The sequence below is a fragment of the Embleya sp. NPDC059213 genome, from assembly GCF_042754445.1.
GTDB lineage: Bacteria > Actinomycetota > Actinomycetes > Streptomycetales > Streptomycetaceae > Embleya.
Map to the genome: position 1 here is coordinate 35048 of NZ_JBHZAV010000028.1, position 12803 is coordinate 47850.

General features: G+C 71.3%; 6 protein-coding genes. 4 read left to right on the forward strand and 2 right to left on the reverse strand.

The window, feature by feature from the left end; all coding sequences use genetic code 11:
* The first annotated feature begins 77 nt into the window (after positions 1-77).
* Positions 78-4553 (forward strand): DNA polymerase III subunit delta, encoded by a 4476-nt coding sequence (holA, locus tag ACFXMF_RS13770; RefSeq protein WP_379989300.1) that lies wholly within the window; start codon positions 78-80, stop codon positions 4551-4553.
* A gap of 135 nt (positions 4554-4688) precedes the next feature.
* Here the strand turns inward: holA and rpsT are convergent, their stop codons facing one another.
* Positions 4689-4955, reverse strand: coding sequence for a 30S ribosomal protein S20 (gene rpsT, locus ACFXMF_RS13775; protein WP_078977364.1), 267 nt, complete (start codon positions 4953-4955; stop codon positions 4689-4691).
* A gap of 354 nt (positions 4956-5309) precedes the next feature.
* Here rpsT and lepA point away from each other — a divergent pair, with 354 nt between their 5' ends.
* From lepA to hemW, 3 genes are all read left to right on the forward strand, one after another.
* Complete coding sequence (lepA, locus tag ACFXMF_RS13780) at positions 5310-7163, forward strand: translation elongation factor 4 (RefSeq protein WP_360304580.1); 1854 nt, start codon at positions 5310-5312, stop codon at positions 7161-7163.
* Between the two features lie 353 nt (positions 7164-7516).
* Positions 7517-9373, forward strand: a complete 1857-nt coding sequence (locus ACFXMF_RS13785; RefSeq protein ID WP_379989301.1) for an AMP-dependent synthetase/ligase — start codon at positions 7517-7519, stop codon at positions 9371-9373.
* Positions 9374-9439: 66 nt separating this feature from the next.
* A complete protein-coding gene (hemW, locus tag ACFXMF_RS13790) occupies positions 9440-10660 on the forward strand; it encodes a radical SAM family heme chaperone HemW (RefSeq protein ID WP_379989302.1) in 1221 nt (406 codons plus the stop codon).
* Positions 10661-10815: 155 nt separating this feature from the next.
* Here the strand turns inward: hemW and ACFXMF_RS13795 are convergent, their stop codons facing one another.
* Positions 10816-12789, reverse strand: coding sequence for a dynamin family protein (locus ACFXMF_RS13795; RefSeq protein ID WP_360304586.1), 1974 nt, complete (start codon positions 12787-12789; stop codon positions 10816-10818).
* Positions 12790-12803 lie beyond the last annotated feature (14 nt).

The following is a 12803-nucleotide window of genomic DNA, read 5'->3' on the forward strand; positions in this document are numbered from 1 at the left end:
GTGGGCTCGGGGCGGAAGTGCGACGGAAGGCGTGGCGTGCGGCGGTGCCGGCCCGACCGCGACACGGCCGCGGCCTGATGGCCCATGGCCAGGCGACCGGGGCCGGCCGGCGGGAGCGTTCGGCGGATGCGCGCCTGTTGCCCGGTGCGCTCGCCGTCTGGACGGCGGCGTGGATCGCGCCGCTGGTGCCCCTCCGGGCCACGGTGACGGCGAGCGCAGGCGCGGTCCTGGGCGCCGCCGTGCTCGCGCGGCTGCCCACCGTCCGTCGCCGGGCGACGGTGGCCGTCGTGCTCGTCTGTCTCGCGGCCGGTGGTCTGGTGGCCGGCCTGCGCACCGCCGCCGACCACGCCGGCCCGGTCGCCGCCGCGGCCGGCCGGCAGGCCGAAGCCACCGTCGAGCTGACCGTACGCACCGACCCGGAGCGCCGGGGCACTCGGGTGCGCGGCAGCGAACTCGGTGGGCCACCCACGGTCTTCGCCGCCCGCATCGACCACGTGCGCGTCGCACCCGGCTCCTCGACTCGGACCGACCCGGCGAGCGGAACCGGCCGATCCCTGGGCGCAAGCATCCCGGGTGGTACGCGAGTTCGTACCCCCGTCACCGTCCTGGCCACCGGCCCCGAGGCCGGCTCCTGGCTCGGGCTTTTGCCGAGCACGCCGATCCGCGCCCATGGTCGCCTCGTTCCGGGCAAGGGCGGGCAGGCCCTCCTCCTGGTGCGATCCGCCCCGGAGCGGATCGGTGCTCCGGCAGCCCATCAGCGCTTCGCGGGTCGACTCCGGGCCCACCTGCGCGCGGCCTGCGCGGACCTGCCGCCCGCCGCTCGCGGCCTGCTCCCGGGGCTGATCGTCGGGGATACCGGCATGCTTCCCGCCGACCTCGAAGCCGACTTCCGGACCACCGAACTCACCCATTTGACCGCGGTGAGCGGCACCAACATCACGATCCTGCTCGGCTTCGTGCTGCTGGTGCTGCGCCGCGGCGGACTGCGCGGTCGGGCGCTGCCGATCACCGGCGCGGTGGCCGTCGCGTGCTTCGTGGTGGTGGCCCGGCCCGAACCCAGCGTGTTGCGGGCCGCGGTGATGGGCCTGGTCACCCTGGCCGCGCTGTACACCGGGCGGCCCCGGCGCGGCCTTCCCGCGCTCGCCGTCGCGGTATTGGGCCTGGTGCTGTTCGATCCGACCCTGGCCCGCTCGTACGCGTTCGCGCTGTCCGTGCTGGCCACGGGGGCGCTGTTGCTGCTCGCGCCGCACTGGGCCGCGCGGCTGTGTGCCCGAGGTTGGCCGAAGTGGGCGGCGGTCCCGGTCGCCGTGCCGCTGGCCGCGCAGGCCGTGTGCGGGCCGCTCGTGGTGAGCTTTGCCGGCCGGGTCGGACTGATGGCCGTACCGTGCAACCTGCTCGCCGAGTTCGCGGTCGCGCCGGCCACGATCCTCGGCTTCGTCGCCCTCGTGCTCGCGCCGGTCTGCCTGCCGCTCGCGCAGGCGGCGGCGTGGTTGGGCTCCTGGCCGATCCGATGGATCGTGACCGTGGCCCACACCGGCGCCGCGCTGCCCGGTGCGGCCGTCACCTGGCCGACCGGCCTCTTCGGCGGCGCGGTGCTCGCCGCGATCACCGTTGCGGCCGTGCCGACGCTGCGCGCGCTGCGTCGGCCGCGGTCCACCCCGTTCGGCGGATCGCGCGCCATGACCGCCGCGTTGCTCGCCCTCCTCGCCGTGGTGCTCCTGCTGCGTCCACCGGCCGTGGTTCGCCCGCTGACCGGCTGGCCGCCCCCGGACTGGCACCTGGTGATGTGCGACGTCGGCCAGGGCGATGCGATCGTGCTCAACGCCGGTCCCGGTACGGGTGTCCTGGTCGACGCCGGCCCGGATCCACACGCGGTCGACCGCTGCCTGCGCGACCTCGGGATCCGGCGGCTGCCGCTGATCCTGCTCAGCCACTTCCACGCCGACCATGTCGAGGGCCTCCCGGGCGCGTTGCGCGATCGCGCGGTGGGTCTGATCCAGGGCACCTCGGTCCTCGAACCGATGGCCGAGGTCACCCGAGTGCGCCGCTGGGCCACCGCCGCCGGCATCGCGTTGTCCACCCCCACCGACGCCGAACGCCGCAGCCGAGCCGCCCTGACCTGGCAAACCCTCACCCCACCCCCGACGGCCCTCCGCCTTCGTCCCGGCCCACGCACCCCGAACCCCGACCCACTCCGAGACGCACCCCTCACCCACCTGCCCGAACCACCACGCCCCGCCGGGACCCCGCCCGTGGTCCCACCCCGACTCGACATGCCGACCACCCGGCCCCGCGATCCGACCCCCGCCTCGCAACCTAAGCCGCCCCCACCACGGGCGTCGGGCCCGTCGGGCATCCGGAGGCCCGATCAGGCACCTCCTTCGCAGCCCGGGTCGGCCCCGCCGACACGACTCGACGCGCCGGCCGGCCCGGGCTGCGGCGCATGTTCCGCACCCGCCTCGTCGTTCCCGCCCGGCGTCCGGGCGGCCCACCCCGCCACCCTCGGCCCGGCTTCGTGCCCCTGCCCCGAGGTGTCGTGGTCACCCGATGCGCCGGCCGGATCCGTCGGCGCCCGCAGCCTCCTGTCCGACATGCCGGCCGCTGTCCCGGCCGAGTTCGTTGCCGCCTCGGGCGTCGATGCCGCCCGGCTGCCGTTGTCCGGCCGGCGGACCACCGACTCGGTCGCACCGGCCATCCGCCGGGCCGACGTGTCCGTGCCCGGGGTGTCCGACGCCCGGGTCGGCGGGCCTGCGTTGCCGCCCTCGGGTGTCGGGGTCCCGATCACCGGAGCGGGCGACCTTGCTCCCGGTCGCCCGTGGGCCGGGCCCGGGGCACGGGAGTCGGCGCCGGTTCGGGGGCTGCCGGTGGGGAGCGCGGTGGGTGGATCGGTGGCCAACAACGCGAGTCTCGTGGTGTTGGCCGAGCGGCACGGCGTTCGCATGTTGCTCACCGGGGATGCCGAGATCGAGGCCCAGGAGGCGTTGCGGGACCGGCTGGCCGGGCTCCGGGTGGATGTGCTCAAGGTCGCCCATCACGGTTCCTCGCGCCAGGATCCGGGCCTGGTGCTCGGATTGCATCCACGCCTCGCGCTCGTCTCGGTGGGCAAGGGCAACCCGTACGGCCATCCGTCCCCGTCCGCGCGCGCCCTGGTCGCGGCCACCGGCGCCCGCCTGCTGCGCACCGACACCGACGGCCCGATCGCGGTGACCGGCTCTCCCGCCCACCTCGACGCGGTGGCCCGAGGCCCCGACACCCCGGCACACGCCGACCGCCTTCCCGCTCCGACCCCGGCGGTGGTACCGGCCGTCGCCCCCGGCCCACCACGACCCCGCACACAAGCCCACCCCCGCACCCCGCCCGGCCGGCTCCGACGCGGCGCGGGCGCCGGCCGATGTCGCCCGGTACGACGAGGATCGGGCGTACATCGAGCGCCGCTGCCCAAAGGGCGGTACACGAGCCGCCCATGGCCCTGTTCGGCCCGTCCGGATCGGCTCCGCGCCCCGCCCGCATCCCCCGTCCCCGTGCGCCGGCGACGCGGGGGAGGCGTGTCCGTCGGGCGTGGGATGCTTGGTCGGGTGGCCAGGAGAATGCAGGATGATCCGCTCGCGCCGGTGACGCTTGTCGTCGGGGCCGAGGAATTGCTGGTGGATCGGGCGATCGGCGAGGTGGTGCGCGCCGTGCGGGCGCAGGACCCCGACGCCGATGTGCGCGATCTCGCGCCGGGCGCACTGCAGGCGGGGATGTTGTCCGAGTTGGCCAGCCCGTCGTTGTTCGGCGAGCGCAAGGTGATCGTGATCCGGTCCGCGCAGGACCTCGGGACGGACCTGGCCGGCGAGGTCAAGAAGCTGATCGCCGATCCCGCCGACGAGATCGTGCTCGTCCTCGCCCATCTCGGCGGGCCCAAGGGCAAGAACCTCCTGGACGCGGTCCGCAAGGTCGGCGTGCGCGAGGTCACCTGCCCCAAGGTCACCAAGGTCGGCGACCGGGTCGCGTTCGCCCGTTCCGAGTTCCGGATCGCGGGTCGCTCGCTCACCGAGGACGCGTGTCGCACCCTGGTCGAGGCGATCGGCAACGACCTGCGCGAATTGGCGTCCGCGTGCAGCCAGTTGATGGCGGACACCGACGGCGTGGTCGACGAGGAAGTGGTCGCGCGCTACTACAGCGGGGTCGCCGAGGCGTCCAGCTTCACCGTGGCCGACAAGACCGTCGAGGGTCGTACCGCCGAGGCGCTGGAGCAGTTGCGCTGGGCGCTGTCGGTCGGCGTCGCGCCGGTCATGGTCACCAGCGCGCTCGCGCAGAGTGTGCGGCAGATCGCCCGGGTCGGCGCCGCCCCGCGCAACGCCCGGCCGAACGACCTGGCCCGCGACCTGGGCATGCCGCCGTGGAAGGTGGACCGGGTGCGCCAACAACTGCGCGGCTGGACCCCCGACGGCATCGTGCGCGCGCTGTGCGCCGTCGCCGACGCCGACGCGGCGGTCAAGGGCGGCGGCACGGACCCGGCCTATGCGCTGGAGAAGGCCGTCGTGACGGTCTCCACGGTCCGCAACATCTGACGGGAGCACGCCCTGCTCCCACCACGGACAGGCCGCCCACCACAAAGGCGCCGCCCCCGGAATCCCGGGGACGGCGCCTTCGAAGTCACTGCGAGCGCAATCGCTCGAATGTCACCCCGTGAAGGGTGCCGCGATTCAGGCCTTGGCCGTCGCGACCCGCTTCGCCAGCGCCGACTTCTTGTTGGCGGCCTGGTTCTTGTGGATGACACCCTTGCTGACGGCCTTGTCGAGCTTGCGGGCCGCGAGGCGGGTGAGCGCCTCGGCCTGCTCGACGTTGCCGGCCTCGGCCGCCTCGCGCGCCTTGCGCACGAAGGTCTTGAGCTCCGACTTGACGGCCTTGTTGCGCTGACGCGCAATCTCGTTCGTCTTGTTGCGCTTGATCTGGGACTTGATGTTCGCCACGAAAGAGCCTTCTGAGTACTAGGTCGGGATCCGATCCAGGGAGAGGGCCCGTCCGGACGTTGACTTGCGTGGCAGAGACACGTACGCCACACGCGATCCATCAGATTACCAGTGATCAACGGGTCCACAAACACCCGGACGGCTCACCGCCCCCGAACCCGCGCCGGACGCGACTCGAATCGCCCTCGCCGGCTCCACCAACGCGGCTCACCCATGCCGCATGGGACGATGTGGGGAACACCGGCGATCCCACACCGATCCCACGTGCCACCCGCAGGACCTCGCAAGACCCCGAGACCGCACGACCCTCGCAAGCCCTCGCCAGTCCACCCGATCGAGAATCTGGAAGCCCGCGTGCCCGCGACCCCGCCAGTGAACGTGCCGGAGCCCAGCCGTACCGACCCGGCGCTGATCCGGAACTTCTGCATCATCGCCCACATCGACCACGGCAAGTCGACGCTCGCCGACCGGATGCTTCAGATCACCGGTGTGGTCGATGCGCGACAGATGCGCGCGCAGTACCTCGACCGCATGGACATCGAGCGTGAGCGCGGAATCACCATCAAGTCGCAGGCGGTGCGGCTGCCGTGGACGGCCCCCGATGGTCGGACCCACATCCTCAACATGATCGACACCCCCGGTCACGTGGACTTCACGTACGAGGTGTCCCGTTCGCTCGCCGCCTGTGAGGGCGCGATCCTGCTGGTCGACGCGGCCCAGGGGATCGAGGCGCAGACGCTCGCCAACCTCTACCTGGCGCTGGAGAACGACCTCCAGATCATCCCGGTACTGAACAAGATCGACCTGCCGGCCGCCCAGCCCGAGAAGTACGCGGCCGAGCTCGCGCACATCATCGGCTGCGACCCGGAGGACGTGCTCAAGGTCTCCGGCAAGACCGGTGTGGGTGTGCCCGAACTGCTGGACGAGTGCGTTCGTCTGGTGCCGCCGCCGATCGGGGCCAAGGACGCGCCCGCCCGCGCGATGATCTTCGACTCGGTCTACGACTCGTACCGGGGCGTGGTCACCTACGTCCGGGTGGTCGACGGCGACCTGAAGAAGCGCGAGCGGATCCAGATGATGTCGACGGGGGTGACCCACGAACTCCTGGAGATCGGTGTCATCTCGCCCGAGCCCAAGCCGTCCGACGGCCTGAGCGTCGGCGAGGTCGGCTACATCATCACCGGCGTGAAGGACGTTCGGCAGTCCCGGGTCGGTGACACGATCACCTCGTTGCACCACGGTGCGACCGAGGCGCTCGGCGGTTACAAGGACCCGAAGCCGATGGTGTTCTCCGGCCTGTATCCGCTGGACGGGTCGGACTACCCCGAGCTGCGCGACGCGCTCGACAAGCTCCAGCTCAACGACGCCGCGCTGGTGTACGAGCCGGAGACCTCGGTCGCGCTCGGCTTCGGCTTCCGCTGCGGCTTCCTGGGCCTGCTGCACCTGGAGATCGTCCGGGAGCGGTTGGAGCGCGAGTTCAACCTGGAGCTCATCTCCACCGCGCCGAGCGTGGTCTACCGCGTGGTCATGGAGGACGGCACCGAGCACACGGTGACCAACCCGAGCGAGTTCCCCGGCGGCAAGATCGCCGAGGTGCACGAGCCGGTGGTGCGCGCCACGATCCTGGCGCCGAGCGAGTACATCGGCACGATCATGGACCTGTGCCAGACCCGGCGCGGGGTCCAGATCGGGATGGACTACCTCTCCGAGGACCGGGTGGAGCTGCGCTACACGCTGCCGCTCGCGGAGATCGTGTTCGACTTCTTCGACGCGCTCAAGTCCAAGACCCGCGGTTACGCGTCGCTCGACTACGAGACCACCGGCGAGCAGGAATCCGCGCTGGTCAAGGTCGACATCCTGCTCCAGGGCGAGGCCGTCGACGCGTTCAGCGCGATCGTGCACAAGGACAAGGCGTACAGCTACGGCGTCGAGATGACCAAGAAGCTGCGCGAGTTGATTCCGCGTCAGCAGTTCGAGGTGCCGATCCAGGCCGCGGTCGGGGCCCGGGTGATCGCCCGCGAGAACATCCGCGCGATCCGCAAGGACGTGCTCGCCAAGTGCTACGGCGGTGACATCAGCCGCAAGCGCAAGCTGCTGGAGAAGCAGAAGGAAGGCAAGAAGCGGATGAAGATGGTCGGCCGTGTGGAGGTGCCGCAGGAAGCCTTCATCGCGGCGCTGTCCACCGACGACAGCGGCGGCAAGAAGTAGGCGGGAAGAGGTAGGCGGCAAGCAGGCGGCGGGAAAGCAGGACACCGCGGCCGGGCACGGCGGGTGTGGCGCGCGCGATTCGCGGACGGATCCGGGCGAAGCTACTACCGCGTAGCCCTGCGGCGGCGTACGTTGCGGGTGCATCGGGCAGAACCGATGCACCCGCTTTGCTTTTTTGCTCCCGCGATACCTGACGCTCCCCCCGGCCGCTACCGACATCGGGCTCTCACCCCCGCCGATACCGGTATCGATACCGGTACTCGGCATTGCCAGCACTCCCTGAACCGCGCAGCCCGGGATCCACCCGGGTCGACATCCCCGGGCCGTCAGCCGCCCAGGAGCAGGAGGCCGCAGTGAGTCCAGAGTCGGTCGGCATCGACCACCGCCCACCGTCCATCGCCGTGGACTTCCTGGAGCGCATTCGCGCGACGCCCGAACGCGAGGCGTATCGGCACCCGGTGGCGGTGGGTGACGGCGACCGCGAGGAATGGCGTTCGCTCACCTGGGGACAGGCCGGCGACCGGGCCAAGGCGATCGCCGCCGGCCTGGTGGTGCTGGGGGTCGAACCCGAGGATCGGGTCGCGATCGTCGCCGAAACCAGGCTGGACTGGGTACTCGCCGACCTGGGCATCATGTGCGCCGGCGCGGCCACCACCACCGTCTATCCGACCACCAACGCCGACGAGGCGGCCTTCATCCTGGCCGACTCCGGCAGCGTGGCGGCCTTCGCCGCCGACGACGCCCAACTCGCCAAGCTGCGCGGCGAGCGGGCCGCCCTCGGCGCGGTGCGCAAGGTGATCGTCTTCGACCACACGCCCGACCGGGACGGCGACGACTGGGTGCTCACCCTCGCCGAACTGGAGGAACTCGGCCGCGCCCGGCTGGCGAAGGAGCCGGATCTGATCGAGACCCGGGTCGCCGCGATCACCCGGGACCAGCTCGCGACGTTGATCTACACCTCCGGAACCACCGGCCGGCCCAAGGGAGTTCGGCTCGCCCACGACACGTGGGCCTATCAGGCCGCCGCGCAGGCCGCGATGGGGCTGACCGACATGGACGAGTTGCAGTACCTGTGGCTGCCGCTCGCGCACTGCTACGGCAAGGTGATGATGTCCGGCCAGATCCGGATCGGCTACCCGACCGCGATCGACGGTCGCATCCCCAAGCTGATCACCAACCTCCCGATCGTGCGCCCGACCTTCATGGCCGCCGCGCCACGGGTGTTCGAGAAGGTGTACAACTCCGTGCACATGCGGATGCGGGCCGAGGGCGGCCTCAAGTATCGGATCTTCCGGTGGGCGATCGGCGTCGGTCGGGAGATGTCGCAGACCCGGCAGGCCGGTCGTACGCCCTCCGCGCTGTCCGAGGCCAGGTATCGGCTGGCCGATCGGCTCGTCTTCGCCAAGCTGCGCGACCTGTTCGGCGGCCGGCTCAAGGGCTGTATATCCGGCAGTGTCGCGCTCTCGCCCGACGTCGCGGAGTTCTTCGACGCGATCGGCATCCCCATCCTGGAGGGCTACGGCCTGACCGAGGCCAGCGCGGGCAGCTCGGTCAACCGCTACGACGCGCACCGCATCGGCACCGTCGGCGTGGTGCTGCCCGGCTCGGAGCTGCGGATCGCCGAGGACGGCGAGCTGCTCGTGCGCGGCCCGGCGGTGATGCAGGGCTATCACAACAACCCCGAGGCCACGGCCGAGGTGCTCACCGAGGACGGCTGGCTGCACACCGGCGACATCGCGGTGATCGAGGACGGCTTCCTGCGGATCACCGACCGCAAGAAGGACCTGATCAAGACGTCGGGCGGGAAGTACGTGGCGCCCAGCGAGATCGAGGGGCGCTTCAAGGGCATGTGCCCGTACGTCAGCAACATCCTGGTGCACGGCGAGAGCCGCAACTTCTGTTCCGCGCTGATCACCCTGGACCCGGACGCGATCCGGGGCTGGGCCGCCGACCGACCGGCACTGCGGGACAGCTCGTACGAGGAACTGGCCGGCAGCGCCGAGGCACGCGCGCTCATCGCCGATTGTCTCGAGGAACTCAACGCCGGGCTGCAGCGCTGGCAGACGGTGAAGAAGTTCGCCATCCTGCCGCGCGACCTGAGCGTGGAGCACGGCGAGCTGACGCCCAGCCTGAAGGTCAAGCGACGGGCGGTGGAGCGGGAGTACGCGGAACTGCTCGACGACATGTACAAGGACACGCTGGTCACCTGAGCCCGGGGCGGACCGCGCGGATCGACGATCGCCGAGGCCGGTCGCCGGCTCGTGGACAATGGGAGGATGCCCTCCGCACCCCCCGACGGTCTGCCCGTGCCCGAAGACGGTTCGTTGCCCACGTCCGCACTCGCCGAGTTCGCGGGGGCGGGTCGCCCCTTCGGCTTCTACGTGCACGTGCCCTACTGCGCGTCACGGTGCGGCTACTGCGACTTCAACACCTACACCGCGACCGAGCTGGGCGGGTCGGCCTCGCAGGGGTCCTACGCGGACGACGCGATCGCCGAGATCCGGCTGGCCCGGCGGCTGCTGGGCGAGGTGGACCGACCGGTGGAGACGGTGTTCTTCGGCGGTGGCACGCCCACCCTGCTGCCGGCTTCGGACCTGGCTCGGATCCTGGGTGCGATCCGGGACGCGTTCGGGCTCGCCGCCGGGGCCGAGGTGACCACCGAGGCCAATCCCGAGTCGGTGGATCCGGCCTACCTGGACACGCTGCTCGCGGGCGGCTTCAACCGGCTGTCGTTCGGCATGCAGAGCGCGCGCAAACACGTGTTGCAGATCCTGGATCGCCGGCATACCCCGGGTCGGCCAGAGCAGTGTGTGGCCGACGCGCGTGCGGCCGGGTTCGAGCACGTCAACCTGGACCTGATCTACGGCACGCCGGGGGAGTCCGACGACGACTGGCGGGCCTCGCTGGACGCGGTGCTGGGGGCTCGGCCCGACCACGTCTCGGCGTACGCGCTGATCGTCGAGGACGGGACCCGGCTGGCCGGGCGGGTGCGGCGCGGCGAGTTGCCGATGCCGGACGACGACGTGCTCGCGGACCGGTACCTGATGGCGGACGAGGCGTTCTCCGGCGCCGGGCTCGGCTGGTACGAGGTGTCCAACTGGGCCGCCGACGACGCGGCGCGCTGCCGGCACAACGAGCTGTACTGGACCGGTGCCGACTGGTGGGGTGCGGGGCCGGGGGCGCACAGCCATGTGGGTGGCGTGCGGTGGTGGAACGTCCGGCATCCCGCCGCGTACGCGCAGCGGCTGGCCGCGGGGGTGTCTCCCGGCCAGGGGCGTGAGCTGCTCACGGCGGAGGATCGCCGGGTCGAGCGCATCCTGCTGGAACTGCGGTTGGCGGAGGGGGTGCCGCTCTCGCTCCTTGCGGAGGCGGGGAGGAAGGCGGCGGACCGGGCCGCGGGGGACGGGTTGCTGGAGCCGCTTGGGAGTGGGCGGGCGGTTCTCACCTTGCGGGGGCGGTTGTTGGCGGACGCGGTCGTGCGGGATCTGGTGGACTGAGGGTGGCCTCTGCGCCCGCCGGGCCGGGTTCGCCTCAAGCGCCGGCGGGGCTGAGTGGCCTCAAGCGCCGGCGGGGCTGAGTGGCCTCAAGCGCCGGCCGGGCTGATTTGGCCTCGAACGTCGGCCGGGCCGAGGTGGACTCGGCTGCCGGGGTTTCACATGGCCACGTCCATGATGAGGTCGGCCAGGGATTCGTCCACCCGGTTGAGTTCCTGGGCGTAGCGGCGCATTTCGGTGCTTTCGCGCTTGGCGTCGGACTCGCCCTGCTCCTTGGTGCGCAGGGCCGCGCCCACCTCGTCGCGGATCGACTTGATCTCGGCGTCCAGGCCCTGGGCGATCGCGTCGCGCATCTTGCGGAGTTGCTTGACCACCTCTTCGCCCAGGTTGGTCACGTCGGTGTCGGCCTGCTTGCGCAGTTCGAGCTGGACCTGCTCGGCGACCTGTTCCTTGAGCCGGCGGTTGGCCTTGTTCAGTTGCAGCGCGCCCTTGAACACGGTCGAACCGAGCACCGCGCCGAGGATCACGAACGGGCCCAGGCCGACCAGGAAGGCCGCCGTGCCGACCGCGATCTGCGGCAGCAGCGCGGTGAGCATCGACCTGAGGTTGAATTTGCCGCCGGAGACCGCGGTCGCCGGGTCGAGCACGAAGCTGACCGCGTCCGCGAGCAGCCGCTCGATCGGCGTCGAGGGTTTGCCGTCCTCGTCGGTGCCGACCGGGCCGGCGGTGAGCGAGGCGCGGATCTCGTCGATGCGGGTGACGAACTGCTTCACGTCGTCGTCGATCATGCGTTCCATGTCCTCGACGCGACGCGCGACGAGCGGCTTGAGTTCGCTCTCCTGCCACTGGGCGAACTCGACCTGGACCCGCCCGGAGAGATGGTCGGTGATCTCCTTGACCGCCGCCTCCATCTTCTCCCGCGCGTTGAACGGATTGGCGCCGATGGTGTTGCTCGGGTCGTACTCCTGCGCCCAGTTCGGGATGTTCGCGGCGACCCGGTCCATGAACCGCCGGGTCGCGGCCTCCACCTCGCCGCGGGTCTCGCGCAGGTGCTCCTCCATCTGCGCGACGATCACCCGGCGATTTTGCTCCAGCCGGGTCAGCGGACCCTGGACCCGCTCGTAGGTGGCCCGCAACTCCTCGACGTCCTGGGTCAGCAACGCCTCCTTGCGGTCGATCTGTTCGCGCGCCTCGATCAGCAGGTACTTCAACTCCCGGGCGGGCGACAGGATCTTGGCCCGGCCGCGCTCGCGGGTCAGGAAGTCCTCCAGGCCGCGCTCCAGTTCGGGCATCCCGGAGCCGGCCAGCAGCTCCGGGTCGCCCTTTTGCCGGCCGGTCAGCGCGGCCCGGGCGTTGACGAAGAAGACCCGGTCCGGGCGGGAGAGGTAGGGCGAGAGGCGCTTGCGGATCTCCCGCTGCACGTCCTCGCGCTCCTCCTCCTCGACCAGGTTGATCTTGTTGCCGACGTAGAACACGTCCTCGTGTCCGCGCGCCTTGACGTGCACGTCCAGGAAGAGCTGTTCGCTGCGCGACATCGCGGCCTGGCAGTCCACCACGAACACCAGCACATCGGCCTGTTCGAGGTAGTTCAGGGTGACCTTCTCGCGCTCGGGGGCCTCGTTGAGACCCGGCGAGTCGACCACCACGACGCCGTTGCGGCACAGTTCGAGCGGCCAGCGCACCACCGCCCGCTCGTACGGATTCGGGGTGTTGTCGTCGTCCGCGCCGATGGTGACGTAGTCGGCGATCTCGTCCACGCCGACGGTCAGCGGATCGCCCGCCGTACCGTCCGCCTCCAGCGGATAGATCAGCGCCGAGCGGGTGTCACCCCACGTCACCTCGTTGATGATCGCGGTACACGGACGCGCGAAGGAGGGCAGCACCTTCTCGCCGAGCATCGAGTTGATCACCGTGCTCTTGCCGCGCTTGAACTCGCCGACGATCATCACCTTGAACGCCTCGGACGCGGCCCGCTGCTTCAACGAATCCAACTTCTTGACGCCCGCACCGATCCGCAGTCCGGCCACGATCGGCGTGAGCCGGTCGATCAGGCCGACCAGGGTCTCCTGCCGTGCCCGCCACGCGCCGTAACCCGCGTAGGCCCCATCGGCCGCCCCGTGACCCCTGTCCACCCTGAACGCTCCCC